The sequence below is a fragment of the Comamonas testosteroni genome (assembly GCF_030505195.1).
Taxonomy (GTDB): Bacteria; Pseudomonadota; Gammaproteobacteria; order Burkholderiales; family Burkholderiaceae_C; genus Comamonas; species Comamonas testosteroni_G.
In genome coordinates this window covers 4,924,250-4,951,055 of the sequence record NZ_CP129672.1, presented here as the reverse complement: position 1 = coordinate 4,951,055, position 26,806 = coordinate 4,924,250, and the positions used below count along the sequence as shown (strand labels likewise).

At 59.8% G+C, this 26,806-nt stretch carries 23 protein-coding genes, 1 tRNA gene and 5 pseudogenes; 20 read left to right on the top strand and 9 right to left on the bottom strand.

The genetic code is table 11. The features are described from left to right. Nucleotides 1–148: 148 nt before the first annotated feature. The 5 genes from QYQ99_RS22750 to QYQ99_RS22730 all read left to right on the top strand — a co-directional run bounded on the left by QYQ99_RS22750 (nt 149) and on the right by QYQ99_RS22730 (nt 5,626). Entirely contained in the window at nt 149–952 is an 804-nt protein-coding gene (locus tag QYQ99_RS22750) for a thiazole synthase (RefSeq protein ID WP_053281721.1), read from the top strand. A gap of 10 nt (nt 953–962) precedes the next feature. Further along, on the top strand, nt 963–1,904 hold the full coding sequence (gene thiE, locus QYQ99_RS22745) for a thiamine phosphate synthase (RefSeq protein WP_302090125.1): 942 nt from the start codon (nt 963–965) through the stop codon (nt 1,902–1,904). A 333-nt stretch (nt 1,905–2,237) separates the two neighbouring features. Beyond that, entirely contained in the window at nt 2,238–2,957 is a 720-nt protein-coding gene (locus QYQ99_RS22740; protein WP_034349335.1) for a Crp/Fnr family transcriptional regulator, read from the top strand. A gap of 256 nt (nt 2,958–3,213) precedes the next feature. Then, nucleotides 3,214–4,299, top strand: coding sequence for a phosphotransferase (locus QYQ99_RS22735; RefSeq protein WP_302090124.1), 1,086 nt, complete (start codon nt 3,214–3,216; stop codon nt 4,297–4,299). Between the two features lie 52 nt (nt 4,300–4,351). Beyond that, nucleotides 4,352–5,626: an acyl-CoA dehydrogenase family protein gene (locus QYQ99_RS22730; RefSeq protein WP_302090123.1), complete on the top strand. Its 1,275-nt coding sequence runs from the start codon at nt 4,352–4,354 to the stop codon at nt 5,624–5,626. Between the two features lie 256 nt (nt 5,627–5,882). On the opposite strand, the gene QYQ99_RS22725 is transcribed toward QYQ99_RS22730, so the two are convergent. Further along, nucleotides 5,883–7,661: a methyl-accepting chemotaxis protein gene (locus QYQ99_RS22725; protein ID WP_302090122.1), complete on the bottom strand. Its 1,779-nt coding sequence runs from the start codon at nt 7,659–7,661 to the stop codon at nt 5,883–5,885. Nucleotides 7,662–7,958: 297 nt separating this feature from the next. Between QYQ99_RS22725 and prfB the strand changes: the two genes are divergently transcribed. The 7 genes and pseudogenes from prfB to QYQ99_RS22690 form a co-directional block, all read left to right on the top strand. Next, nucleotides 7,959–9,063 (top strand): peptide chain release factor 2 gene (gene prfB, locus QYQ99_RS22720; RefSeq protein WP_100086375.1). Its coding sequence is split into 2 segments (ribosomal slippage): nt 7,959–8,039 and nt 8,041–9,063, totalling 1,104 coding nucleotides; the frame shifts between segments, so codons are not numbered across the junction. Nucleotides 9,064–9,081: 18 nt separating this feature from the next. Continuing rightward, nucleotides 9,082–11,784, top strand: a complete 2,703-nt coding sequence (pepN, locus tag QYQ99_RS22715; protein WP_302090121.1) for an aminopeptidase N — start codon at nt 9,082–9,084, stop codon at nt 11,782–11,784. 11 nt (nt 11,785–11,795) lie between these two features. Next, entirely contained in the window at nt 11,796–12,779 is a 984-nt protein-coding gene (locus QYQ99_RS22710) for a hypothetical protein (protein ID WP_302090120.1), read from the top strand. A 61-nt stretch (nt 12,780–12,840) separates the two neighbouring features. Next, complete coding sequence (locus QYQ99_RS22705) at nt 12,841–13,863, top strand: class 1 fructose-bisphosphatase (protein ID WP_003061245.1); 1,023 nt, start codon at nt 12,841–12,843, stop codon at nt 13,861–13,863. Between the two features lie 13 nt (nt 13,864–13,876). Further along, nucleotides 13,877–13,952 (top strand) — tRNA-Thr (locus QYQ99_RS22700). Between the two features lie 75 nt (nt 13,953–14,027). Continuing rightward, nucleotides 14,028–14,543: a thermonuclease family protein gene (locus QYQ99_RS22695; RefSeq protein ID WP_302093251.1), complete on the top strand. Its 516-nt coding sequence runs from the start codon at nt 14,028–14,030 to the stop codon at nt 14,541–14,543. Between the two features lie 45 nt (nt 14,544–14,588). Further along, nucleotides 14,589–15,052: pseudogene (locus tag QYQ99_RS22690) on the top strand (transposase); the annotation flags it as partial. A 203-nt stretch (nt 15,053–15,255) separates the two neighbouring features. Here QYQ99_RS22690 and QYQ99_RS22685 read toward each other — a convergent pair. After that, nucleotides 15,256–16,680, bottom strand: coding sequence for an MFS transporter (locus QYQ99_RS22685; RefSeq protein ID WP_437439052.1), 1,425 nt, complete (start codon nt 16,678–16,680; stop codon nt 15,256–15,258). A gap of 72 nt (nt 16,681–16,752) precedes the next feature. On the opposite strand from QYQ99_RS22685, the gene QYQ99_RS22680 reads away from it, so the two are divergent. The 4 genes and pseudogenes from QYQ99_RS22680 to QYQ99_RS28385 all read left to right on the top strand — a co-directional run bounded on the left by QYQ99_RS22680 (nt 16,753) and on the right by QYQ99_RS28385 (nt 19,496). Beyond that, on the top strand, nt 16,753–17,418 hold the full coding sequence (locus tag QYQ99_RS22680) for an ArsR/SmtB family transcription factor (protein ID WP_302090118.1): 666 nt from the start codon (nt 16,753–16,755) through the stop codon (nt 17,416–17,418). Nucleotides 17,419–17,693: 275 nt separating this feature from the next. After that, a complete protein-coding gene (locus QYQ99_RS22675) occupies nt 17,694–18,734 on the top strand; it encodes an IS481 family transposase (RefSeq protein ID WP_302090104.1) in 1,041 nt (346 codons plus the stop codon). A 60-nt stretch (nt 18,735–18,794) separates the two neighbouring features. Then, nucleotides 18,795–19,046, top strand: a pseudogene (locus QYQ99_RS22670) (transposase); the annotation flags it as partial. A gap of 189 nt (nt 19,047–19,235) precedes the next feature. After that, nucleotides 19,236–19,496 (top strand): annotated as a pseudogene (locus QYQ99_RS28385) (hypothetical protein). A gap of 5 nt (nt 19,497–19,501) precedes the next feature. Here QYQ99_RS28385 and QYQ99_RS22660 read toward each other — a convergent pair. From QYQ99_RS22660 to QYQ99_RS22635, 6 genes are all read right to left on the bottom strand, one after another. Beyond that, complete coding sequence (locus QYQ99_RS22660) at nt 19,502–20,380, bottom strand: hypothetical protein (protein ID WP_302090116.1); 879 nt, start codon at nt 20,378–20,380, stop codon at nt 19,502–19,504. Nucleotides 20,381–20,611: 231 nt separating this feature from the next. Further along, nucleotides 20,612–20,890 carry a crAss001_48 related protein gene (locus QYQ99_RS22655; RefSeq protein WP_302090115.1) on the bottom strand — a complete coding sequence of 93 codons (279 nt, stop codon included), beginning with the start codon at nt 20,888–20,890 and terminating at the stop codon, nt 20,612–20,614. A 123-nt stretch (nt 20,891–21,013) separates the two neighbouring features. Beyond that, the gene (locus QYQ99_RS22650; RefSeq protein WP_302090114.1) at nt 21,014–21,517 is read right to left on the bottom strand and encodes a hypothetical protein; all 504 of its coding nucleotides are present in this window, start codon (nt 21,515–21,517) and stop codon (nt 21,014–21,016) included. Beyond that, nucleotides 21,493–21,810 carry a hypothetical protein gene (locus tag QYQ99_RS22645; RefSeq protein WP_302090113.1) on the bottom strand — a complete coding sequence of 106 codons (318 nt, stop codon included), beginning with the start codon at nt 21,808–21,810 and terminating at the stop codon, nt 21,493–21,495. Before QYQ99_RS22645 ends, QYQ99_RS22650 begins: the two co-directional genes overlap by 25 nt. A 20-nt stretch (nt 21,811–21,830) precedes the next feature. Beyond that, complete coding sequence (locus tag QYQ99_RS22640) at nt 21,831–22,214, bottom strand: hypothetical protein (protein WP_437439051.1); 384 nt, start codon at nt 22,212–22,214, stop codon at nt 21,831–21,833. 109 nt (nt 22,215–22,323) lie between these two features. Then, nucleotides 22,324–23,208: a LysR family transcriptional regulator gene (locus QYQ99_RS22635; RefSeq protein ID WP_302090112.1), complete on the bottom strand. Its 885-nt coding sequence runs from the start codon at nt 23,206–23,208 to the stop codon at nt 22,324–22,326. A gap of 198 nt (nt 23,209–23,406) precedes the next feature. Here QYQ99_RS22635 and QYQ99_RS22630 point away from each other — a divergent pair, with 198 nt between their 5' ends. Together QYQ99_RS22630 and QYQ99_RS22625 are read left to right on the top strand one after the other, a co-directional pair. Continuing rightward, on the top strand, nt 23,407–23,925 hold the full coding sequence (locus QYQ99_RS22630) for a universal stress protein (RefSeq protein ID WP_302090111.1): 519 nt from the start codon (nt 23,407–23,409) through the stop codon (nt 23,923–23,925). A gap of 36 nt (nt 23,926–23,961) precedes the next feature. After that, nucleotides 23,962–24,519: pseudogene (locus tag QYQ99_RS22625) on the top strand (TerC family protein); the annotation flags it as partial. A gap of 21 nt (nt 24,520–24,540) precedes the next feature. Here QYQ99_RS22625 and QYQ99_RS22620 read toward each other — a convergent pair. Further along, on the bottom strand, nt 24,541–25,767 hold the full coding sequence (locus QYQ99_RS22620; protein ID WP_034390491.1) for an IS256 family transposase: 1,227 nt from the start codon (nt 25,765–25,767) through the stop codon (nt 24,541–24,543). Nucleotides 25,768–25,838: 71 nt separating this feature from the next. Here QYQ99_RS22620 and QYQ99_RS22615 point away from each other — a divergent pair. Both QYQ99_RS22615 and QYQ99_RS22610 read left to right on the top strand, forming a co-directional pair. Further along, nucleotides 25,839–26,276, top strand: a pseudogene (locus QYQ99_RS22615) (TerC family protein); the annotation flags it as partial. Then, nucleotides 26,273–26,788 carry a universal stress protein gene (locus QYQ99_RS22610; protein ID WP_302090110.1) on the top strand — a complete coding sequence of 172 codons (516 nt, stop codon included), beginning with the start codon at nt 26,273–26,275 and terminating at the stop codon, nt 26,786–26,788. The pseudogene QYQ99_RS22615 and the gene QYQ99_RS22610, both read left to right, overlap by 4 nt. Nucleotides 26,789–26,806 lie beyond the last annotated feature (18 nt).

The following is a 26,806-nucleotide window of genomic DNA, read 5'->3' as shown; positions in this document are numbered from 1 at the left end:
CCTGAGTCGCTTCGCGCCTTCCCCCAGGGGACGACACCCTCGCGGCGAGGCGGCTCTTGCTCGGTGTCACTGACTTGGCACATGCTCGTTTGAAGTCCATTTAGCTTGACGAGCATTGCGATACAAAGACAAGAGATATAGATAAATCATGAATACCAAAACCACCGACGACGCACTGGTTCTCTACGGCCAGCGTTTTGAAAGCCGCTTGCTGCTGGGCACCTCGCGCTACCCCTCGCCGGCGATTCTCGAAGCCGCCGTGGAGCGCTCCAGGCCCGCCATGGTCACGGCCTCGCTGCGCCGCCAGGGCAGCAATGCCGCCGAGACCGGTGCCAGCTTCTGGGAGCTGCTGCGCAAGCTCAATGTGCCCGTGCTGCCCAATACGGCAGGCTGCATGACCATCCAGGAGGCCGTGACCACGGCCCAGATGGCGCGTGAAGTCTTCGACACCCCCTGGATCAAGCTGGAGCTGATCGGCGACGACTACACGCTGCAGCCCGATACGCTCAATCTGGTGGAAGCGGCCTCCATCCTCATCAAGGACGGCTTCCAGGTCCTGCCCTACACCACCTACGACCTGGTGCTGTGCCAAAAGCTCGTTGACGTGGGCTGCCAGGCCGTCATGCCCTGGGCTGCGCCCATCGGCACCGGCCGTGGCCCCGTCAACCCCTATGCCATGCAGATGCTGCGCGAGCGCCTGAAGGTGCCGCTGATCGTCGATGCCGGCCTGGGCCGCCCATCGCATGCCTGCACCGTGATGGAATGGGGTTATGACGCCGTGCTGCTGAACACCGCCGTGGCCCTGTCCGAAGATCCCGTGGCCATGGCCGGTGCCTTCTCCGATGCCGTCAATGCCGGTCACGCCGCCTGGCGCGCAGGTGCCATGGCCGAGCAAAACGCCGCCCAGCCCAGCACGCCAGTGCTGGGCACCCCTTTCTGGCATCAGGAATAAAGGCCGTCCCATGGACTCCGCTGAAATCAAGGCCCTTGCGCAAGCCATCATCCACCAGCACAGCGCCAACTTTGGCGCCCAGCTGCACCACGATGCCAACTCGGTCGAGCTGACGCCCCAGCCCGTGCCGCCCGCGCTGCGTCAGGACCCGGCCTATCTGGCTGCGCTTGAGGCCTGCAGCGAGCTGGGCTTTATTGCCGTGGATGCGCAGACCGTGGCCCAGGCCTGGCAGTGCCAGAGCGAGCGCAACAATCATTTCGATGCCACCCACTGGCCCGACGACCCACGCGACTTCGGTCTCGGCAAGGCCGACCCGGCCCTGGCCTTTGCCCATTGCCCGCGCGAGCTGGGCCTGTATGGCGTGCTGCCTACGGCCGAATGGGTGGGCCGCATGGCCCGCGCGGGTGTGCCCACGGTGCAGCTGCGTTTCAAGTCCGACGACAGGGCCGCCGTGGCACAAGAGGTCAAGGCCGCTGTTGAAGCCGTCAAGGGCACGCAGGCACGCCTGTTCATCAACGACCACTGGCAGGCCGCGCTGGACGCGGGCGCCTACGGCATCCATGTGGGCCAGGAAGATCTGGACGTGATCGGCCAGCGCGATCTGCAGACCATCCGCAGCTCGGGCACACGCTTGGGCGTCTCCACCCATGGCTACGCGGAGATGGTGCGCGCCCATGCTGTCCAGCCCAGCTATATCGCCCTGGGCGCAGTCTTTCCCACCACGCTCAAGAAGATGGCGACAGCTCCGCAAGGACTGGCACGTCTGGCGGCCTATGTGCGGCTGATGCAGCAATACCCGCTGGTGGCGATTGGCGGCATTTCCGAGGACCTGTTCCCCGCCGTGCGTGCCACGGGCGTGGGCTCGGTGGCCGTGGTGCGCGCCCTGGTCAATGCCCCCGATCCGGAGGCAGCCGCCCAGCATCTGCTGCAGCGCATGCAAGTGCCGGCCTAGCCCACCTCCAAGAAACAATAGCTGCAATGCCTCGGGATAGGCGTTGCAGCTATTTTTTATGGTGGTTTCAATGGCTGTAGACTCGCCGCCCGCGCCAGGCCTGCCCAGCACACCCGATGCCGGAAATGACAAGCTCGAATGCCCGCAGCCAGCGGGCATTTTTTATGGAGCGCCGCTGCGCAGCCCGCATGGACACTGGGTTTTCTTGATCGGCGCAAACCCTCTTCGCGGTAAAAGCGGACACACAGGTGACAACCCTGAGTCCCGCAGTTGCGGCACAGCCGGTCCCACACGCGACAATGGGACGGTTACCAGTCACGCATAAGACAGAACATGGACGAGCCAATTCTTAGTATGGAAGAACGTGAGGCGATCAACTCTGGTCGCTGGTTTTCATCCCTTTCGCCCTCTTTGAGGCACGACATTCTTCGATGCGCTTACGTCAAACGATACAAAGATGGCATGCTCATCTGCGCTCGCGGCGAACCGCCCGAGGAGTGGATCGCCTGTGCACGTGGCGCGGTGCGAGTCAGCTCCACCTCCATCACGGGCAAGCAGATCACGCTGACCTACGTAGAGCCGGGCATCTGGTTCGGGGATGTCGCGATTCTGGATGGCGACAAGCGCACGCACGACGCCTATGCACATGGCGAGACCACGCTGCTGTGCGTATCCAAGGCGGACTTCAAGCGAATTCTGGCAGAGCATGTGGAGTTTTCCGAAGCGATCTTGCGCCTCAACGCACGCCGAGTACGTCAGCTCTACGGCCTGGTGGAAGACCTCAACACCTTGCCGCTGCGAGCGCGCCTGGCCAAGCAGCTGCTGCATCTGACGCGCAGCTATGGCGTGATGAGCCTGTCGGACAGCAACGAGATCCGCATCGGCCTGCATCTGGCGCAGGAAGAGCTGGCGCAGCTGCTGGGCGCCTCGCGCCAGCGCGTGAACCAGGAGCTCAAGTCCATGGAGCGCGAGGAGGTCATTCGCATCGAGCCGGGTGGCCTCATCGTGCGCGACCGGGTGACGCTGCTGCGCATTGCAGACACGGATCACTGATTCACCCCCTGAGCCGCTTTGCGGCTTCCCCCTCTCTGGCTTCGCTGCGCTTGCGGGAGGGGGACGATGCCATCGCCGCGAGGCGGCTCTTGCTCGGCATCTCTGGCTGGAATCGCGCCAGTTTTCACCTTCGTTTCTCTCTTGCCGCGTTCTGCGGCAACTCTTCCCCATTTCACGCATTCGCTCGCTGCGCCCTTGGCGCGGCGTGGCGGGCTGCGCCTTGGCCATCACAAATCGAACAAAGGACTGAATCAGCATGAGCACTTTTGACCATTTCGTCGGCACCCGCGCGGTTTCCGATCAGCATGCGTTTGATATCGATGCCATGACCGACTGGATGAGCCGGCATGTCCAGGGCTTTGAAGGTCCGCTGCAGGTGGAGATGTTCAAGGGCGGCCAGTCCAACCCCACCTACAAGCTGATCACGCCCGGCAAAAGCTATGTGATGCGCGCCAAGCCCGGCCCCGTGGCCAAGCTGCTGCCTTCGGCCCATGCGATCGAGCGCGAATACCGCGTAATGAAGGGCCTGGCCGGCACCGATGTACCCGTGCCGCATATGTATGCGCTGTGCGAGGACGAGTCGGTGATGGGTCGCGCCTTCTACATCATGGAGTTCATGGAAGGCCGCGTGCTCTGGGACCAGTCCCTGCCCGGCATGACGCCCGCCGAGCGCGGCCAGATCTACGACGAGATGAACCGCGTGATCGCAGCACTGCACAGCGTGAAGTTTGCCGAGCGCGGCCTGGCCGACTTCGGCAAGAGCGGCAATTACTTCGAGCGCCAGATCGGCCGCTGGAGCAAGCAGTACGTGGCCTCCGTCACCCAGCCCATCCCCGAGATGGACCAACTGATGCAGTGGCTTCCCGCCCATATGCCGGCCAGCGCGCGCGACGAGGGCCGTGTCTCCATCGTGCATGGCGACTACCGCCTGGACAACCTGATGTTCCACCCCACAGAGCCGCGCGTGATTGCCGTGCTGGACTGGGAGCTGTCCACGCTGGGCCACCCGCTGGCCGACTTCAGCTACCACTGCATGAGCTGGCATATCCCGGCCGAGCTGGGCCGCGGCATCGCGGGTCTGGACATCGCGGCCTTGGGCATCCCCGCCGAGCACGATTACATCCAGCGCTACTGCCAGCGCACCGGCATTGCCGATGTGGCCACGCTGCAGCGCGACTGGAACTTCTACCTGGCCTACAACATGTTCCGCATCGCCGCCATCCTGCAAGGCATTGCCAAGCGTGTCGAGGCCGGCACGGCCTCCAGCGCCCAGGCCAAGGCCTCGGGCGACACCGCCCGTCCCATGGCGAAGCTGGCCTGGTCCTTTGCCCAGCGCGCCTGACTCTTTATCCACCACCACGCAACTTGACCGTCCCACAATAAAAGGAGCACTCATGGACTTCGACTACTCGCCCAAAACCAAGGACTTGCAGCAACGCCTGCTCAAGTTCATGGACGACTACATCTACCCGGCGGAAAAGGAATATGCCGACGAGATGCAGGCCAACACGGCCGCTGGCAAGCGCTGGACGCCGCTGCAAACCATTGAAAAGCTCAAGCCCAAAGCCCAGGCTGCAGACCTGTGGAATCTGTTTCTGCCCGTGGACAGCGCCGAAGCCTCGGGCTACCACGGCGCGGGCCTGACCAACCAGGAATACGCACCGCTGGCCGAGATCATGGGCCGCGTGCCATGGGCTTCCGAAGTCTTCAACTGCTCCGCGCCGGATACCGGCAATATGGAGACCATTGCACGCTACGGCAGTGCCGAGCTCAAGGAGCGCTGGCTCAAGCCCCTGCTGGAAGGCAAGATCCGCTCGGCCTTCGCCATGACCGAGCCCGAAGTTGCCTCCTCCGACGCCACCAACATCTGCACCCGTATCGAGCGCCAGGGCGACGAATACGTGATCAACGGCCACAAGTGGTGGATCTCGGGTGCCGGCGATCCTCGCTGCCAGGTCTTCATCACCATGGGCAAGACCGACCCAGAAGCGGCCAAGCATTCGCAGCAGAGCATGATCATCATCCCGGCCGATGCCAAGGGCATCCGCATCGCGCGTCCTCTGAACGTGATGGGCTATGACGATGCGCCCCACGGCCATATGGAGATGTATTTCGAGAACGTGCGCGTTCCCGTCGGCAATATCTTGCTGGGCGAAGGGCGCGGCTTCGAGATCGCCCAGGGTCGCCTCGGCCCGGGCCGCATTCACCACTGCATGCGCCTGATCGGCCTGGCCGAGCGCGCGCTGGAGCTGATGTGCAAGCGCGCCAGCAGCCGCGTGGCCTTCGGCAAGAGCGTGGCCCAGCAGACCGTGACGCAGGAGCGCATTGCCGAAGCGCGCTGCAAGATCGACATGGCGCGCCTGCTCACGCTCAAGGCCGCATGGCTGATGGATGTGGCAGGCAACAAGGTGGCCAGGACCGAGATCGCCATGATCAAGGTCGTGGCCCCCAGCATGGCTTGCCAGGTCATCGACTGGGCCATGCAGGTGCATGGCGGCGGCGGCATGTGCGATGACTTCCCGCTGGCCTATGCCTATGCCGCAGCACGCACGCTGCGCTTTGCTGACGGCCCCGACGAGGTGCACCGCAACGCGATTGCCAAGTGGGAGCTGGGCAAATATGGCAGCTACGGCAAGAACGCCGAAGTGCCCATCACGCGCGGCGGCTGATGCGAGGCGGCAGGAGCGGCTTGCGCAGCTCCTGGCCCGGACACAAAAACACCCCGTCAGCCACCGCTGCGGGGTGTTTTTGCTTCGAAGGCAGACTTGTTAACCGCTATCAATAATGAAGCTTATATCGCACTAAATCAAACGATTTTAGATACAAAACATATTGAAATTCAATGAGTACATGCGGTACACGCTTCCTAATTAATAGCGGCATATCTAGCGGCACCGGGCCCGGCACCGCACGCCCGCACCAGGCTTAGAAACTCTCCCACTCGCCATCGTCTGCCGCCGCGGCCTTGTGCGGCTGGGGCGCTGCTGCGCTTTTCGCCGAGCTCAGGACCGGGTGCTTGCCTGCCGCCGACATTGCGGGGCGCTTGAGCGCAGTCGACTGAGCCCTGACCGGAGCCGAGACCTTGATGGCGGCCCTGGCAGGCGCGGGCTTGAACGTGGCCGGCGCCAGGGCCGGCGCGGCCTGCAGGCCGGACTGGGCGCCGAGCTTGAAGAAGCTCACCGTCTCGGCCAGCGCAGCGGCCTGGCCGCGCAGCGCGTCGGTCGCAGCGGCGGCTTCCTCCACCAAAGCCGCGTTCTGCTGGGTCATCTGATCCATCTGCGTCACGGCCTGAGTGACCTGCTCGATGCCCGAGGTCTGTTGGTGGCTGGCTACCGAGATCTCGCCCATGATGTCGGTGACACGGCGCACGCTCATCACGATCTCGTCCATGGTCTTGCCGGCCTCGTCGACCTGGGTGCTGCCTTCCTGCACCTTGCTCACGGAGTCGTCGATCAGCTGCTTGATCTGCTTGGCCGCCTCGGCCGAGCGCTGGGCCAGGGTGCGCACTTCGGAGGCCACCACGGCAAAGCCGCGACCCTGGTCGCCCGCACGGGCCGCTTCCACCGCTGCGTTCAGCGCCAGAATATTGGTCTGGAAGGCGATGGAGTCGATCACGCCGATGATGTCCACGATCTTGCGCGAGGACTCATTGATGGCCGACATGGTCTGCACCACCTGGGCCACCGTGGCACCACCGCGCACGGCCACCTGAGACGCTGCAGAGGCCATCTGATTGGCCTGTTGGGCATTGCCGGCGTTCTGCTGCACGGTGGCGGTCAGCTCTTCCATGGAGGCTGCCGTCTGCTCCAGAGAGCTGGCCTGCTCTTCGGTGCGCGAGGACAGATCCTGGTTGCCGCTGGCAATCTGGCTGCTGGCCGAGGCAATCGAGTCCGTGCCCTGGCGCACCTGGCCCACGATGCGTTGCAGGCTTGTGTTCATCTCCTTGAGCGCCTGCAGCAGCTGGCCCACTTCATCGCGGCTTTGCACCGTGATGCTGGCGCTCAGATCGCCAGCGGCCACGGACTGCGCCAGCTGCACGGCCGACTCCAGCGGACGCGAAATGGAACGACCGATCAGCACCGCCAGCGCCACGCCGATGACGATGGAGCCCAGCAGCAGCGCCATCACCCACCAGCGGGCAGCGGCATACAGGTCGTCGCCCGCCTGATTGGTCTCCTCGGTCGCCTGATGGTTGATCTCGCTGAGCGCCTCCAGACGCGTGTTGATGCCACGACTGATCTTGAGAGCCTCGCCGCGCAAAATCTCGCTGGCGTCATCGTTGAGCAGCTGGTGTGACAGATCCACCACCTTGGCCGTCTGCACGGCATAGGCCTTGAGATCCTCGCCGATTTCGGCCAGCAGGGCCCGCTCCTTGTCGGTCCTCACATACTTGCCATAGGACTGCTGGTTCTGGACCAGCTCGTCCCAGAGCTTGGGCATGCTCTTGTCATAGACCGCCATTTCCTCGGACGACTGGGCCATCACATGCTGCATGGTCTGCGATCGATAGCGCTGCAGCTGGTAACGCATGTCCTGCAGGTTTCGGGCCGCCGGCAGCCACTGGCGCGCCAGATCGGTGGCCGTGGCATTGACACGCTCCATCTGGACCAGGCCGTACAGACCCGATACCGCACTGATCAGCAGGATCAGCACAAAAGACACCAGCAGCTTGTTAGCCAGCTTGAGGTTGCGAAAGAAGTTCATGGGGGAATTGGGTGCCTGGGCGACCTGCAAGGTCTGGCACCTGCGAGATGGGGAGTGGGGGAAACTGCTTGATAAGCGCGTACACACTGCGCGCGCCTGCGAATTCTATGCAGTATTTGTTACTTCGAGTAACGGCATCCATGAATAAAACCGATGGAGGCAGCAGGGGCATAGCTGGGCTCAAAAAGACACCCCGATGAAGCACTCAAAAACCCTGTCGAAGGCCATTGCATCCTTACAGCCGTCCGGCATGAGAAAATCAGCCCTTATTTATCAGCAAGAACAAACGGATTCACCATGGAAGCAGAACGCGTCAACTCTATCGGCAACACCCTCCAAGATCTGGCCGAGCGCACGGCCGATCTCCGGAGGTATCTTTGACTACGATGCCAAGTACGAACGTCTGCGCACGGTAAACGCCTCGCTGGAAGACCCTGCCGTCTGGAACGACCCCAAGAAGGCACAGGAGCTGGGCAAGGAAAAGAAGTCGCTCGACTCCGTCGTGCTGACCCTGGAGAAGCTCACCACCGAGCTGGCCGACAATTCCGAGCTGTTCGAGATGAGCAAGGAAGAAGGCGATGATGCCGGCCTTGAAACCATCGAAGCCGAAACCGCCAAGCTCAAGCCGCTGATCGAGGAGCTCGAATTCCGCCGCATGTTCGGCGGCGAAGCCGATCCGCTCAACTGCTTCATCGACATCCAGGCCGGCGCCGGCGGCACCGAAGCCTGCGACTGGGCCAGCATGCTGCTGCGCCAGTACCTGAAGTACGCCGAACGCAAGGGCTTCAAGGCCACGGTCGAAGAAGAGACTCCGGGCGACGTAGCCGGCATCAAGAGCGCGACCATCAAGGTCGAAGGCGAGTATGCCTATGGCCTGCTGCGCACCGAAACCGGCGTGCACCGCCTGGTGCGCAAGTCGCCCTTCGACAGCTCGGGCGGCCGTCACACCAGCTTTTCCTCGCTGTTCGTCTACCCCGAGATCGATGACTCCATCGAGATCAACATCAATCCGTCCGACGTGCGTACCGACACCTATCGCGCCTCCGGCGCGGGCGGTCAGCACATCAACAAGACCGACTCTGCCGTGCGCCTGACCCACATCCCCACGGGCATCGTGGTGCAGTGCCAGGACGGTCGCTCGCAGCATAGCAACCGTGACGTGGCATGGCAGCGCCTGCGCTCCAGGCTGTATGACTTCGAGATGCGCAAGCGCATGGAAGAACAGCAAAAGCTCGAGGACACCAAGACCGATGTGGGCTGGGGCCACCAGATCCGCTCCTATGTGCTGGACAACAGCCGCATCAAGGACCTGCGCACCAACGTCGAAGTCTCGGCCACCCAGAAGGTGCTGGACGGCGATCTGGATGTGTTTATCGAAGCCTCGCTCAAGCAAGGCCTCTGATCCTAGAAAGGAATCGATATGCTGCAACTGCGTGACGGGCAAGCCCCGGCCGCCGCCATTTACCTTGCCGACTACGAGGCTCCGGCCTGGTGGATCGACACGGTGGATCTGACTTTTGATCTGGACCCGGCCAAGACGCGCGTGCTCAGCAAGATGCGCGTGCGCCGCAACCCCGAGGTGCCGGCACAGGCGCTGCGCCTGGACGGCGACGAGCTGAATCTGGCGCGGGTGATGGTCAACGGCGGAGGTACCTCCTTCAAGATGGACGGCGACCAGCTGGTGCTGGAGAACCTGCCCGAGGGCAACGAGCCCGTGGAGCTGGAGATCTTCACCACCTGCGCCCCCATCAAGAACACCAAGCTCATGGGCTTGTATGTGAGCGAGGACACATTCTTCACGCAGTGCGAGGCAGAAGGTTTTCGCCGCATCACCTACTTCCTGGACCGCCCCGACGTGATGGCCATGTACACCGTCACACTGCGCGCCAGCAAGGCCCAGTACCCGGTGCTGCTGTCCAACGGCAATCTGGTGGAGTCCGGCGATCTGGAAGACGGCCGCCACTTTGCCAAGTGGGTCGATCCGCACAAAAAGCCCAGCTATCTGTTTGCGCTGGTGGCCGGCAATCTGGTGGCCCGCGAGCAAAAGATCAAGAGCCGTGCCGGCCGCGACCACCTGCTGCAGGTCTATGTGCGCCCTGGCGACCTGGAAAAGACCGAGCACGCCATGAACTCCCTCATGCACTCCGTTGCCTGGGACGAGGCGCGCTTCGGCCTGAGCCTGGATCTGGACCGCTTCATGATCGTCGCCACCAGCGACTTCAACATGGGCGCCATGGAGAACAAGGGCCTGAACATCTTCAACACCAAGTATGTTCTGGCCAGCCAGGCCACGGCCACCGACACCGATTACGCCAATATCGAGTCCGTCGTCGGACACGAATACTTCCATAACTGGACGGGTGACCGCGTCACATGCCGCGACTGGTTCCAGCTCAGCCTCAAGGAAGGCCTGACGGTATTCCGCGATCAGGAGTTCAGCATGGACATGGCGGGCACGGCTTCGGCCCGTGCCGTCAAGCGCATCGACGATGTGCGCGTGCTGCGCACCGTGCAGTTTCCCGAAGATGCCGGCCCCATGGCCCACCCCGTGCGCCCCGACAGCTATATCGAGATCAACAACTTCTACACGGTCACGATCTACGAAAAAGGCGCGGAAGTCGTACGCATGCAGCACAACCTGGTCGGCCGCGAAGGCTTTGCCAAGGGGATGAAGCTGTACTTCGAGCGTCATGACGGTCAGGCCGTGACCTGCGATGACTTCTCGCAGGCCATTGCCGATGCCAACCCAGGCTCTGCTCTGGCGCAGCATCTGCAGCAGTTCCGCCGCTGGTACAGTCAGGCCGGCACGCCTGTGCTCAAGGCCGTGGGCCAGTACGATGCCGACGCCCGGACCTATACGCTGACGCTGACGCAAAGCTGCGCGCCCACCGTGGGTCAGGCCGAAAAACTGCCGTTCGTCATTCCCGTGCAAATGGGTCTGCTCACCGCCAGCGGCCAGCCCATCGCCCTGCAACTGCAAGGCGAAGAGACGGCCCAGACCGTCACCAGCCGCATGCTGGTATTGACCGAAGCCGAACAAAGCTTTGTCTTCAGCAATGTGAGCGAAGCCCCCGTGCCCTCGCTGCTGCGCACCTTCAGCGCCCCCGTGGTACTGGAGCATGAATTCAGCGATGCCGATCTGCTGACCCTGCTGGCTCACGACAGCGACCCGTTCAACCAATGGGAAGCCAGCCAGCGCCTGGGCCTGCGTTACGCCCTGAAGGCAATCGCAGCCAGCGGCGAAGCCAGTGCCGAAATCCTGCCGTCAGACTTCATCGAAGCCATGCGCCGCGTACTGCGCGACGACAAGCTGGATGCTGCTTTCAAGGACCTGGTGCTCACGCTGCCGTCCGAGAGCTATATCGCCGAGCAGCTGGCCGAAGTCGATCCGCAGCGCGTGCATGCCGTGCGCGAAGCCATGATCTTGCAGCTCGCGAGCGCCCTGCAGCCCGAGTGGGAGAGCCTCTGGGAGGCCAACCGCGACACCGGCGCCTATCGCCCCGACCATGTCAGCGCCGGCCGCCGCGCGCTGGCCGGCCGCGCTCTATCCATGCTGTGCCTGCATGCCGCTCAAGCTGGCGACACGGTCTGGCCCGGCAAGGCCTACCAGCGCTGCAAGGACGCTGGCAACATGACGGACCGCATGGCCGCACTCTCCGCCCTGGTCTACAGTGCCAGCCCACTGGCCGAGCAGGCGCTGCAGCGCTTTCACGCGCTGTTCAAGCAAGATGCGCTGGTGCTGGACAAATGGTTTGCCCTGCAAGGTTCTGCCAGCGACCGCGGCGGCGATGTGCTTCCTGCCGTCAAGGCGCTGATGAAGCATGCCGACTTCCAGATCAAGAATCCCAACCGCGCACGCAGCCTGATCTTCAGCTACTGCAACAATGCCGGCGCGTTCCACCGCGCCGATGCGGCGGGCTATGTGTTCTGGGCCGATCGCGTGATCGAGATCGACGGCATCAACCCTCAGGTGGCCTCCCGTCTGGCCAGGGTGATGGATCGCTGGAAAAAGCTGGCCGAGCCCTACCGCTCTGCAGCCCGCGAAGCCATCGCCCGCGTGGCAGCCAAGCCCGATCTGTCCAACGACGTGCGCGAGGTCATCACCCGCGCCCTGGCGGACTGATGGAGCTGCACATGCTTGCCCGACACGCGACTCGGGGCGTGAAGGCCCTTGCCGTCGCTGCGGCGAGCATGTCGCTGAGCACTCAGGCTGCAAAGCCCGATGCGGGATTCGAAGCCCGTTTTGCGCCCCTCTATGCCACTGTCTTCAGCGAAGGCGGCAGCTTCAGCGGGCGAGCCATGAGTGCCGATCTGCAGGCGCTGGAGCCGATGTTGAAAAAGCCGGGGTTCGCTGCACGCGATATCTTCCGGCTCTACTACACACAGGCCAGCGTCTACGCCCGCCGCAGCATGCCCAAAGAGGCAGCCGAAGCAGCGCAGACGGCACTGGCGGCTTTGTCCGGCACTCAGGACCCGGAGCTGTCATACGCTCATTTTTTCCTGCGCTACTCAAGCATCCGCTGGCTGGCGGAGGCCGGGCAGCATGAAGCGGCACTCAAGCGGGTCAAAGCCTTTCAGGCTCGATATGCGCTGCCGCAGATTGCCTTGCTACCCGCCGAAATGCGCTGGGACGAGAGCGTGAAGCCTGCACGGGCTCTGGATTTTCCGAGCCAGATGCAGATTCTCGGCGTCTATGAGGACGAAGGCTATCTGCTGCATGAGCTGGGGCGATTTCGCGAGGCCAGACAAGTCAACGAGCGACTGCTTCCTGTCGCGCGTGAGCGCCTCAAAGCCTTGGGCAAGCTGCAGCAAATACGCGGTGTGCTCACCAATATTGCGCAAAATTGCTATGAGCTGGGCGACCTGAAGCAGGCTGGCGCCTATCTTCAGGAGCGTCTGCAGATTGCGCAGGCGGCGCAAGACCATGCCACCGTCTACGACAGCTATTTCCAGCTCATGGTCCTTGCCCATGAGCAAAAGCAGGAACCGCAGGCCCGCCAATGGCTGGCCCGCTATGAACAATACGCGCTGAACCAGAAAGACAGCCAGCAGCAAACCCGTGCCAGGGAGCTGCTGACGGAACTGGAACAGCGCAATGCAGGGCGTCCCGGCAAGTGATCGTGCCCACCCCTGCTCTCTGTCCATTTCAGATTTGCATCGAATTTCAAGGAGTTGAAACATGAAGAAAAACATCAGCCTGACCCGCTATCTGGTCGAGCAGCAACGTGTGGACGGGCTCATCCCCGGCCAGCTGCGCCTGCTGCTGGAAGTGGTGGCCCGCGCCTGCAAGCGCATCAGCTTTGCCGTGAACAAAGGTGAGCTCGGCGACGTCATGGGCACAGCCGGCAGCGAAAACGTGCAGGGTGAAGTGCAGAAAAAGCTGGACATCATCGCCAACGAAACCCTGATCGAAGCCAATGAATGGGGCGGCCACCTGGCGGCCATGGCATCGGAGGAAATGGAAGGCATCTATGTGGTGCCCAACCGCTATCCCCAGGGCGAGTACCTGCTGATGTTCGACCCCCTGGACGGCTCGTCCAACATCGACATCAACATGTCCATCGGCACCATCTTCAGCGTGCTCAAGAAGCCTGAAGGCCACCCTGGCGTTCACGACAGCGACTTCATGCAGCCCGGCACCCAGCAAGTGGCTGCCGGCTACTGCATCTACGGCCCCCAGACCACCCTGGTGCTGACCGTGGGCGACGGCGTCTCCATGTTCACGCTGGACCGCGAGCAAGGCTCGTTCGTGCTCATCGAGGAAAACGTCAAGATCCCCGAAGACACCAAGGAATTCGCCATCAACATGTCCAATATGCGCCACTGGGATGCCCCTGTGAAGCGCTACGTGGACGAATGTCTGGCTGGTGCAGACGGCCCGCGCGGCAAGAATTTCAACATGCGCTGGGTCGCGGCCATGGTGGCCGACGTCCACCGCATTCTGTGCCGCGGCGGCATCTTCATGTACCCCTGGGACAAGCGCGAGCCACAAAAGGCCGGCAAGCTGCGCCTGATGTACGAAGCCAATCCCATGAGCTGGCTTGTCGAGCAAGCCGGCGGCATGGCCACCAACGGCCGTCAGCGCATCCTGGACATCCAGCCAACGCAATTGCACGAGCGCGTGAGCGTCGTCCTCGGCTCCAAGAACGAAGTGGAACGCGTGACCAGCTACCACCTCGAGGCCGATGAAAAAGCGCTATAATCTATAACTTATCGCCGGTGTAGCTCAGTCGGTAGAGCAGCTCATTCGTAATGAGAAGGTCGGGTGTTCGATTCATCTCTCCGGCACCAGAATTGCTAGTAAATAAGCCATTCCCCACGTAAAATGGGTAGAAAACCTGAAACGGTTTCTACCCATTTTTTTGCCTGCATCTAAAGTGTAGCGATGCTTGCAGCCCCCTCCTCTGCCCTGTCGTGGGCATCTCAGACGGCGACACCCTGACCGCCCCATGTGGCGAGCCAGGGCAATACGAACAGGTCAAGGTGAGGCTGCAGGGCATCGACGCCCCTGAGCGCAAGCAACCATTCGGGGAGCGCGCCCGGCAAGCACTGGCCAAGTTGACATTTCAGAAAGAGGCCGAGCTGCGCTGCACCAAGACAGATCGGTACAAGCGACAGGTGTGCTCTGTCTGGGTTGCCCCCGCATCAGCGCCGCCCGGCCCGCGCACACTCGATGCAGGCTTGGCCATGATCACGCAAGGCATGGCCTGGTGGTATCGCGCCTATGCCCGCGAACAGTCACCGCAGGAGCGCGGCCAATACGAGTTTGCTGAGCAAGAAGCTGCGGCGCGCAAAGTGGGTCTTTGGCGCGATTCGCAACCGATCGCACCATGGGATTGGCGCAAAGCCTCACGCGAGCTTCGACAAAACCTAAGTCAGTAAACGACCGAGGCTGTGTGAAAACGCTTGGCTGGCCAATCTCGCTTCCAAGGGCGCTTCGATCGTTCAGACTTCATCTACATCCAGAAAGATGACGACTACCAATGCCTGCAGGGCAGCGTGCCATCTACCGCTTTACCCGCGAGGAAGGTGGTTTGCAAATGCGACGCTACTGGAGCACCGCCTGTACGCAATGCGCGATCAAATCCAAGTGCACGCCCAGCGATTACCGACGCATTAGCCGCTAGGAGCATGAAGGTGTTGTGGAACGTGCGCAGCAGCGTTTAGATCAAATGCCAGACGCAATGATGGTGAGAAGGCGAACAGTGGAGCATGTGTTTGGCACGCTCAAGCACTGGATGGGGTACACGCACTTCTTGACCAAGCCCAAGCGGTTGCCCAATGTCAGCGCCGAGATGAGCTTGAATGTACTGGCCTACAACCTCAAGCGAGTGCTTTGCATTATTGGGTTTGAGAGAGCAATGGCCGCGATGCGTCTGGTGGGCGGATGAGCCCTTTTTACGCGGTGAAATTAGCGTAAAAAAGACCTTGAATGCCCGATTGGAAGGGGGCAGATTGTTCTTAGCTGGAAAAATCTTCGACACCAGGAAAGGCGGGAAATCTATCGATTCGTTGGCTGAGATGCTGATGAAGTTTTTGAGTTTCCACACAGCCTCGACCCATAGCAGCCTCATGAATATGCGCCACAAGGCAGTCACTCAGGACCTCGCTCCATTCGGCCGGACAGAGCAACGGCGAGAGCTGGAGCAACTGCAAACGATGCGAACAAAGCCAGCGCTGCCGATCGCGCACCGTCGACGCCACCAGGTTCGGTCAATCCAGCCAGATTGGCCACCACACCAGCGATGGCAGCAGCCAGGGCCGTGGCATACAGTTGAACCGTGGTGATGGAGGAAGACGCGAGCGTCTCCTCTCCTGGAGCTGCCACGGAAAACACACGTGTCAGCAAGTGAGGCCAGCTCAGGCCGATACCGAACCCCACGGCGGCGAGGGCCACGCCATATGTCACCTTGCCAACCAGGGTGCTCCCCCATGTCACGCTGGGGAGCATAAAAGCCAGGCTCAACAATGCGACCAGCACGATGGGGGGGCCAAGCCGTATGAGGCAATAGGCAGTATGTCGCTCCCCGCGTCCTGCGCTGTACAGCGAAGCTAGCGTCCATCCTCCCGCCATCATGGCGGTCATGTAACCTGCCGCCAAAGGCGTCATCTGATGGATAACCTGCAAGAAATACGGCACGAAAATCTCGGTCGTCAACCCGATGACAAGCAAAACCATCATGGCGTAGACCACTCCAAGTGGAGCTGACAGCGACCAGGCTCCCGACGGCAGCAGCTTCACGCTGCCCTGCCTGTCCCTTTTTGCAATGACAAAGACCAAGACCACGCCTGCTGCAATACCGGCCATATGCCAGGCAAGGCTCTCACTCAGACTGGCGGTAGAGATTGCCAGCACCGACAGGACCAGCAAGGTGATCGACAGCCAAGGCAGAGGACCGGAGGCTCCGGCCGCCGACGCGCAGCGTTGAACCTGGCTTGCCACGATTGCCGCCAGCAACAGCACAATTGGCAGCAGTACCCAGAACGCCAACCGCCATTGGCCGCTTTGCGCGAAGACACCGCCGACGGCTGGGCCGCACAGGGTTGCCACACCCCACATGCCCGAAACCAGGGCCATGGCTCTCGGCCACAAATGCACCTTAAAAACCACGCGGATCAGGGCATAGCTAAGTGCGAACAACACGCCGCCTCCCAGCCCCTGCACCGCTCGCCCAAGCAGCAGGACAGGCATCGACAGGGCCAATGCGCAGCATGCTGCGCCCAGCGAAAAAATGGCAAGCGCCGATAGATAGGCCATGCGTGGCCCCATCGCATCGATGAACTTGGCAGAGACGGCCGATCCGACAATGGATGCCACGACGAACAAGGTCGTGTTCCAGGCGTAATACTCCAGCCCGCCAATTTCTTGAATGATGGTGGGCAGGATGGTCGTGACCACGTAGATATTGATTGCATGCAATGCAACCCCACCCGCCAGAGCAATGGAACGAAGCCCATTGCGTCCCTGAAACAACTCACCCCATGACGCGTCTTTCCCTGATGTTGAGTCCATCTTCATCCTTTAAAAACATTATTCCATTAATTGTTGAAATGATATTAGGGTGGTATCTTGGCGTCAATGAAGACCACAATGAGCGCGACTCCGCCTCCCTTTGAATCACTGGATGACCTGGCCAACGTCGCCAAGACACTTGGGCATGCCCATCGGTTGGCCTTGCTGGAGGCGATCTTTAAGCGCGAGAGTTCCGTGGAACAGCTGGCTGAAGACACCGGCCTTTCCGTCACTAATGCATCCCAGCACCTGAAGCAATTGCGACAGGTGGGATTGGTTCAGTCGCGGCGAGATGGAAAGCAGGTGCTGTATCGCATTGGCAGCGGTCCTGTCGCCAACCTGCTTGCGTCCCTACACGACTATGTTTGTCACCAGCAGGCTGACATGCAGCGCATCATTTCGGACAGCATCCAGCGTCCGGAACAACTGGAGGGAGTCTCCATCGAGGAATTGCTCGAGAAATTGGAGAACGGGGCACTACTTCTGGATGTCCGGTCTCACCAAGACTATGAGAGTGGACACATCCCAGGTGCGATCAATATTCCGACCGAGGAGCTCGATCAACACCTAGCCCAATTGCCGCGCAACCAGGAAATCCTTGCCTATTGTGGCGGCCGCTATTGCGTGCTCTCGATAGAGGCAGTTGCCTGGCTGCGTGCTCAAGGATTCCAGGCGGATCGGGTGTACGACGGCTTTCCTGGGTGGTGGGCTGCGGGGATGCGTGTGGAGACGATAAGACACTAGGAATGTTGTGCCTTGGTGGCCAAATGGAGTCTGCCCTGTGGCTGCTGATCCTTTCCATCATTGCCTGCTTCTGGCCGAGGCTGTGTAAAAACGCTTGGCTCGACAATCTTCAAAAATTAAAATCAAAACACCCGGTTTTAGCGAGGTGACCCATGAAGTGTAGAAGTTCAGACTTGATCTGACAGTGGGCCTTGCCAATAGGTGAGGTTTCCCGTTTTGATAAGGGTACGAATCTTTATCAATCCGGGCGCGCGAGCGCCCAACGGAGAAACCTCATGAACAGTTTCAACCAAACCATCATTCGGCACAAGGTCGGCCTACTCAATCTGGCCAGTGAGCTGGGCAACATCTCCAAGGCATGCAAAGTCATGGGCGTGTCCCGTGACACCTTTTATCGCTATCAGCATGCCCACGAAGAAGGTGGCGTTGAAGCCCTGATCCAGACCTCTCGGCGAAAGCCCAATCCCAAGAACCGGGTTGATGAAGCCATTGAAGCGGTTGTCCTCGCCTATGCCCTTGAGCAGCCAGCGCATGGACAGTTGCGTGCCAGCAATGAATTACGCCAGCGGGGCATCTTTGTGTCGCCATCCGGTGTGCGCTCCATCTGGATGCGCCATCAACTGGCCAGCTTCAAACAGCGTCTGTCAAACCTGGAGGCCGAGGTCGCCAAAACTGGCGCTGTGCTCACCGAAGCCCAGGTGACAGCCTTGGAGAAAAAGCGTGAAGATGAGCTGGCCTGCGGAGAAATCGAAACCGCCCATCCCGGTTATCTGGGTAGCCAGGACACCTTCTATGTGGGCTCGATCAAGGGAGTCGGGCGCATCTACCAGCAGACCTTTGTGGACACCTATTCCAAATGGGCCGCTGCCAAGCTCTACACCACAAAAACACCGATCACGGGTGCTGATCTGCTCAATGACCGGGTGCTGCCGTTCCTGGCCGAGCAAGGCATGGGGCTGTTGCGAATCTTGACCGACAGGGGCACGGAGTATTGCGGTAAGGCCGAAACGCACGACTACCAGCTGTACCTAGCCGTCAATGACATTGAACACACCAAGACGAAGGTGCGTCACCCGCAGACCAATGGCATCTGCGAGCGATTCCACAAGACCATCCTGCAGGAGTTCTACCAGGTGGCGTTCAGGCGCAAGATCTACCGATCAATTGACGAGCTGCAAACGGATCTGGACGACTGGATCAATTACTACAACGGGCAGCGAACACATCAAGGCAAGATGTGCTGTGGCCGGACGCCGCTGCAAACGCTGATGGATGCAAAGGAGGTGTGGGACGACAAGGTAAAAGAGCTGAATTAATCTGACAGCCGTACCGTCCGAAACGGGAGCATCTGTCAGATCAGATCGGAACTTCTACACATGAAGCGATTCATCGAAGGCCAGTCCCGCGAGCGAGTGACCTTGCCGCCCGCGTGTCTCGATGACTTGGTGGGTGCAGACAATCCGGTGCGCATTGTCGATGCATTCGTTGAAGAACTGGACCTGCTCTCGCTGGGCTTTGATGGGTCAACACCAGCATCCACAGGCCGCCCGGCCTACCACCCTGCGGTGCTACTCAAGCTCTATATTTACGGATATCTCAATCGTATCGAGGCTGTGTGGAAACTAAAAACTTCATGAGCATCTCAGCCAACGAATCGATAGATTTCCCGCCTTTCCTGGTGTCGAAGGTTTTCCAGCTAAGAACCATCTGCCCCCTCCCAATCGTGCATTCAAGGTCTTTTTTACGCTAATTTCACCGCGTAGGCCGTTTCCAGTCATGCGCCCAAGAGCCGCGCCCCGCTCTGAGACAATCGCGCCATGACCGATGAATCCCCGATCCACACAGTCCACAAGCGCGTGTGCCACACGTTCCTCCGGCACTAGAAGGCCCACAATAACGCCTATCCCATTCCCATGCTCATCAAGATGACGCCTGAAGAGCTGCGGCAGTTCAACATCGTCAACGCCTTCGCCAAGCCCGATGAAATGTGGGGCGTCCCAATTGAAATCGACCACAACACCACGGGCGTGATGATTGCGGTCGATGGGACGGAAATGCCTTTGATCGAAGGCTATTGATTGAGTTAGGACTTTGCAGTGCCAGCTTCGTCATTTAGCAGATCAAAGTGATGCTGAATTTCTGCAGGGTTCGACGTGTTGCGAATGCCAGCGCTGAATTTCCTCACGGCCATTGAGAACGACAAATAATCTGCAATGCGGTAGTAGCCCAGCTCAGCCTGCACATGACCCAAGCTCGGGGGCAACGCTTCATCCCAGCCCTCCTTGGCATCTGGCCAAGGTCGCAGCGCATAGACGCCATCCTGCCGCTGATACACAACCCATTGGCTCTCATCCTTAAAAAGATGGCAGAAGAAACTCCCGTTTTGCTTCACCTCTGCTGCCCAGGCTGGAGGCTGCCCGAGTTTGACGGCCGGATGCGAGATTGGATCAACAGCCGCCTGCTGCATTGCTTGTTGGACCGCCTTTCTGGCGCCAAATTCAGCCCGCAGAAGCCGCAGCTTTTCTCTGGGATCCATCCTCCCTGATTGCGCTCGCTCACGCGCAGCGCGTGCAAACTCAGCTCTCCGCTCCGCATCTTTTGCCTCGAGCCTTCGTCGCTCTTGTTCTAAGGCCTGAACTCGCAAAAGATGCACCCGCACCTCTTCAGCAAAGCGTGCCAACAAAAGCTCGGTGTTGGAGACAAGCAGATCGCGCTCATCCGCAGATAGCTGGCGGCCACCTGAGCCCGAGCTGTATTGGGCTCCCCCCAATGCTTTTGCAGAGCCATATCTGCGCTCAAAACATTTGCTGCCAAGAACCATCAAGTCACCGGTATCTCGAACGATATAAACCGCAGCACGTACGCCATGCCCACATCCCGGATTCTGGCATTGCACTCGATCCTCTTCAGGCACTCTAATGACGGCCAGCAACTGAGCATTCGCTATCTTTTCATCTGTCATGGCTCTCCCTCCTTTGACCAGTTTAGAGTCAAAGCGGAATTGGCCACCATGAGACAAAACCAGGCGCTAACGCTTTGTTGAAATCACAGGCGAAGTAGCCCTGCATGTTCCTGCATCAGTTATGTGTGCATTTGCGGTTGATGGGAGGGAATGCCTTTGGTTGAATGCAATTGAAGATTGCTGATCAGCATGCAGCGGAATCCGGCAGCCGGCCGGTGCGGGCCGGAAGGCCTAGAAAGCAGAGATGCGCTCGCCCAGGATCACAGACAGCTCACGCATTACATCGAGCTGACGGCGCATGCGGGCCTGCTCATCGGGGTCCAGCTGGTGAAACAAGGCATTGCGCAGAATGAACTCGTCCAGCCTGGTGATTCGGATGTCCAGCTCTTGCTTTTCATCCAGCACGCGCTGCTGTTGGGGCGGCAGCGCACTGGTATTGGGTTCGCAGCCATTGATGCAGTGCTCGAGCATCGCCATGGCCTGGCCGAAGTGCAGCAGGTTCGTGCCCATGGGGGGTCATGCCAGCATGTGGCGAGCTGGTGAAGGTAATACCGCAGTCAGGCGCAAAGTCGGCCGGCAGAGGCGAGGACAGGAAGCGGCCGACCATCTGCTCGGTGAGCGCAATTTTGCTCATTAGTTTTCCTTGGTTTGGGGAATCACTGGCCAAGCTGCGCGGCAGGTTGCTGCATCAACTGCGTGGCCATCAGCTCGGATTGCCAGCTCTGTGTATCGCTGGCTGCACTGTCCGAATACTTTTCCGAGGGCTCGGGCGTACTCGATGAGGGCTGCGGTGGAAGCGTCGGCAAGTCCCTGCTCGGCATCGGACATTTGCTTGCGCAGGCCGTCACGCTCACGGCGAACGCGATCAGCTGCAGCCTGCAAACCGGTCTGCTTCTGGATGGCTTCATTCAGGGCTCCTTGGTATTTGTCGTTGACCGTGCGTTCGACGGCCAGTAGACGCCGGCCGGCGGCCGTGCGTTCATCAGCGATCTGCTCGCGGTACTGGCTGGCCTGCAACCGCTCGTCGGCCAGATCGGCCCCAAGGCGCGCCGCCTGAAAGGGCCATGCCAGTGCAGCGCCGGCCGCAGCTGCTGCCAGGGATGTGTAGAGGGTCAGCCGGGCCAGGCCAGCCCCCACTCGCAGAGCTCGGCATTCGCATCGCCGCCCAAGAAAATCAAATCCTGCGTCGCGCCCACATAAATGCCCGTCTCCACGGGCACCAGGGCCGTAATGTCGGCCGCCATGGGCTTGAAGTCGCGCCAGTCGCTCAGGTGCGGCACGGCCGGGCGGCTGGCCCACAGCACCTTGCCCTGGGCCACAAGCACACGTCCCCGCCAGAAGGCCATCAGCGTGCCATCGGGCAGCACCCGAGAGCTATTGCGCCCGCCAAATTCAAAGCTGCGCTCTGTGGCGGTACCGGCGAAGAACATTCCCTAGCCATCGCGCCCGCTCAGGTACACATGTAGAGCATGGCCCGGCAGCTGCGGCGCACATCGGCAATGGCCTGTGCATTGGCGTCGACTACTGCGCGCTCTGCAGCTCTGGTTTCCTTGGATACCTCGCTGGATACTGCCGCTTTGGATACCAGCGCATCCGCCTTGCGCTGGATTTTCTCGGACAGATCGCGCGCCCATCCGTCGCGTTTCGCTCTCTTGTTGATAGCACCGTGCGTAATGCCATTCTCATCTGCGATCTGGCGTAGTGTCTTTACGCCTGCACGGTAATCAAGCTCGATGCGTTCCCAATCGGTGGGCGCGGCCTTGCCGGCCTCCTTCGCGCCGGGGGCCGACTGGGTACTCTTCTTGGATTTGGATACTGCCTCACTGGATGCCATGCACCAGATACTGAGGCGCGTGGCGTCAAGCGTCGAACCCTAGCCGGGTCACTAGCGCGGCAAAGTGCAGGCCTTGCTACCCAGTCTTCAACGAGAAACCGTCGATCCGCTATTCTTGTGATGGGAACAACTGCTGCACCAGCGGATGCAACACTTTGCGACTTGCAGCAATCGCAAAAAAATGTTCTTCAACACCCTCGCAGGCACCGAGACGTTTCACTGCATATCGGCTGGTCAACTCCTCGTGAACGAGGCTGGCCATGGGAAATACACCCATACCGGCAGCGCCAAATGTCTTGAGCAAGGCACTGTCTTCAAATTCTCCGACGAGGTGTGGTCTGATTGAGTTGCGCTCAAACCACTGATCGAGCCTTGGACGCACGGCAGCATGCGTGGTTGGCAGTAGGACGGGCACCGTGGATAGAGAATGAGGAAAATTGTGCTTAGCTGCTACATACAGCGATGATGGCGCATACCAAGCCAACGGAGATGAACCCAGGGAATGACTATAGACTTTCAAGTTCGGGTTGAGCGGCGCGGCTCGGTCTGCAAGAACAACATCTAATCGATGCAACGCGAGGTCACCCAACAGGTCCTCAAACTCATCGACCATACACAGTAGCCGGAGGTTCCTCTCCTGCATCACTGACTGCATCAAGCTCTGAACCGCCAGCTTAGGCAATTCGTCGGAGATTCCGACAATCAGACGCACCGTAGGCGCGCCTACTGCATCGCGCACTACCGCAGGAAGTTGCTCTCCAAGTTGAAATATTTGCTCTGCCTGCCGCATGGCGGCAAGTCCCGCATCCGTCAGCACCACTCCTCGACCTGAGGGCTTGAGCAGAACATACCCCAGAGACCGCTCCAACTCACGAACTTGCGTGCTCACAGTTTGCACGGCCATGCCCAAACGTTCTGCAGCGCGAGCCATGCCACCTTCTTTGGCGACAACCCAAAAATAGTAAAGGTGCCGGTAACTGAAGCCTGGGTTCATTGTTCGGCTTTTCAGAGCTATTGCTTCTGAATTATCTGCTTTTATTAATTGGCTGCATCGCTATTGTTGATGTCATGCAATGCAGGGAGAAGTGCCATGCAGAAAGCCTTCGCAGCAGAGGGTGCATGCGGCCTCTAAATCACGGGTCAACCAACGTCGAGTGATAGCGCTGCGCAGCGCAACTTCAAGGAGCAGACCATGCTGAAAGTACTTGTCCCATCAGACGGTTCGCCCAATTCTCTGTATGCCATACGTCACGTTATCGATGAATTTAATAAAGGCCAAGGGCTTGAAATTCATCTTTTGAACGTACAGCCGCCATTCTCGAAACTCATCACCGAATACTCAAGCAAGAGCGCTCGAATGGAGTTCCACCAAGAACAGGCTGATGCTGCGCTCTTGGAAACGCGCCGGATGCTGGATACCGCGGGAATCCCGTACACCGTTCACTCAGAAGTTGGCAACAAAGTGGACTGTATTGTGGACGCTGCACGTAGGCTCCACTGCGACCTAATTCTGATGAGCACGGCGCGCAAGAGCTCACTGGTACGGCTGATTGAGAACTCTGTAACCAATCAGGTGCTAGAGAAAACAAGTGTCCCCGTAGAGGTCATTCCTGGGGAGGCTGCATCGAAGCTCGAGCGCATTGGCATTCCCGCCGGAGTCGGCGCCGGCGCCGGCGCAGGCATCGTTGCTTTGTGGATGGCCTCGAGCTGACGGTCTGCATCGGGGAACCGTACCCGGAACCTTCCCATGAACAACATTGAAACGCTTGCCACAGGACCGATGTGGATAGGCTTCGTCGCCTTTGTAATGATAATGCTGGCCTTGGACCTGTTTGTGCTTGGCGGCAACAAGGCTCACCGCGTTTCGGTCAGGGAGGCTGCTGGCTGGACAGTGGCATGGATGACTCTGGCCACGTCATTTGGTGCTTTGCTGTGGTGGTATCTGGACAGCACTGCCGGTCGCGAAGTTGCCAACCACAAGGCCCTGGAGTTTTTCACCGGCTATCTCATCGAGCAAGCGCTTTCGGTGGACAACATGTTTGTGTTCGTGATGATCTTCACGTACTTCGCGGTTCCACCGGAACTACAGCGTCGTGTACTGCTTTATGGAGTCCTTGGTGCCATAGTGATGCGCGCAGCAATGATTCTTGGGGGGATCTGGCTGGTTTCCGAGTTTGCCTGGGTGCTCTATGTATTTGGGCTGCTCTTGGTTGTGACAGGCTGCAAGATGCTAATCATGGCTGACCAAAAGCCCGACTTAGAAAAAAATCCATTGCTACGCTGGTTGCGCGGGCGTGTCCGAATTTTTGTGTAAACGGTTCGGACTTCAATTGACGGAGATGCGGTCTCCGAACTGAATGGTAAAGCGGGTCAGCGCAGCCTTCCAATCCCGGATGGGCATGGTCCACTTCTGACTGATGTTGCGCAGGGCCAGATAGAACAGTTTGGTCAGCGCTTCGTCACTGGGGAACGAGCCCCGGTTCTTGGTCAGCTTCCTCAGGCTCATGTTGACCGACTCGATGGCGTTGGTGGTGTAGATGACCTTGCGGATTTCGGGTGGGTAGTCAAAGAACGGAATCAGCCGGCTCCAGTTCCTGCGCCAGGACTGGCCGATGGGTTGGTACTCGGCATCCCAGCGGGCCTCGAATTCACCGAGCATCAGCTCGGCCTCCTCGGCGGTGGTTGCCGTGTAGATGCGTCGCAGGTCGGCGGCCACTTCTTTGCGACGCTTCCACGAGACGTAGTTCAGGCTGTGGCGCACCATGTGCACGATGCACAGTTGCACCACCGCCTTGGGGAATACCGCCTCAATGGCGTCGGGGAAGCCTTTAAGCCCGTCGACGCAGGCGATGAAGATGTCCTGCACGCCCCGGTTGCGAAGTTCGGTGACGACCTGCAGCCAGAACTTGGCACCCTCGGTTTGCGCCAGCCACAGGCCCAGCACCTCCTTGTCACCCGTCATGGTGATGCCGATGGCCAAGTACACCGCCTTGACCCGCACAGCGCCCTCGCGCACCTTCACATGGATGCAGTCCAGATAGACGATGGGGTAGATTGCATCGAGCGGGCGGGCTTGCCAGGTCTTGACCTCATCGGCCACGGCGTCGGTCACCGAGGAAATCAGGCTGGGCGAGACCTCGGTGCCGTACATCTCCTCCAGGTGGGCCTGTATCTCGCGCACCGTCATGCCGCGGGCGTACAGCGAGATGATTTTGTCGTCGAAGCCGGCCCAGCGGGTCTGGTGCTTGGGGATGAGCTGGGGCTCGAAGCTGCCATGGCGGTCACGTGGCACCTCGATGGGCAACTCGCCGAAATCGCCCTTGAGGGTCTTCTTGCTCTTGCCATTGCGGGTGTTGCCAGTGGTGTTGGCTACCGCTTCGTTGCGTTCGTGGCCCAGATGCTCGGTCAGTTCGGCGTCTAGGGCTCGCTCCACCAGCAGCTTGGTCAACTGCTTGAGCAGGCCGTTCTCGCCGATGAGGTCTTCGGGCTTCTTGTAGTTGGCCAGCAGGCCAGACAGCAGTTCTTCGGGTACGTCGTGTTTCTTGGTGCTCATTGTGCTTACGGACAGGCCGGCTTGCGCCGGCGGTTGATTGTCCGTTTACACAAAATTCTGCACACCCTCGGTTGCGCAGCCACATGCGTATTGCACCTGGGTTTCATGGGCAATCCTTTTTTGTGCGGATCGATGGATTGCTCTATGCAACACCGATGTTTCTTGTGCTGTTGATGATCGAGGCCAGTGATCTGGTCTTCGCTGTCGATAGCATCCCGGCAATCTTTGCAGTAACCACTGACCCCTTCATCGTCTTTACATCCAACATTTTTGCGATACTGGGCTTGAGGGCGCTGTACTTTTTGTTGGCCGATATGGCGGAACGTTTCTATCTGCTTAAGTACGGCCTTGCTCTGGTGTTGATCTACATTGGAGCAAAGATGGTTGCGATGCCCTGGTTTCATATGCCGGTGCATTGGTCGCTGCTTATTGTTGGCTCCATTGTTCTGATTTCCGTGTTGCTAAGCGTGAAGCTCTCGTCACGCAAGCCATCCAGGAGAGCTTTATGAGCGATGGAAAATTGACAGATCTGGCTCCCTCGCCTTCTCTTCAGCGGCGCGATAGCTTTGGCAGGCTCACATTAATTGCTTGGAACTCAGAGTTAAGTGGAAAGAAAGCTAGCGGCGCGCGCTGGCTGGCTGCAGTTGATGGTTCGGAATGCTCATTGCGAGCAGTTGCCGCGATTGCACGCTTGATAGGAATAGGCCAAGGAGATGCAGTCGACCTGGTTAATGTCCAGCCTTGGATGAGCAAAGAAGCTGCAGAGACAGAGCTAGCACGAAATGCTTGGGCTGCAACAGCCCAAGCACGCAGCTTGATCAGCGTAGCTGAAATCCCCTGCAGCACCTACGCCTTGATGGGCGAGGATGCGACCTCTATCGTGAACCTAGCCGAGGAGCTTGGCAGCCTTGCTATTTGCATCGGCTCACACGGACTGACTGCTGCCGAGTCTGTTCTATTGGGTTCCGTGACCTGCAAAGTTCTTCATTTGACAAAAGCTCCAGTTCTTATCGTGCGCTGAATTCCCATTCCTCGGTGG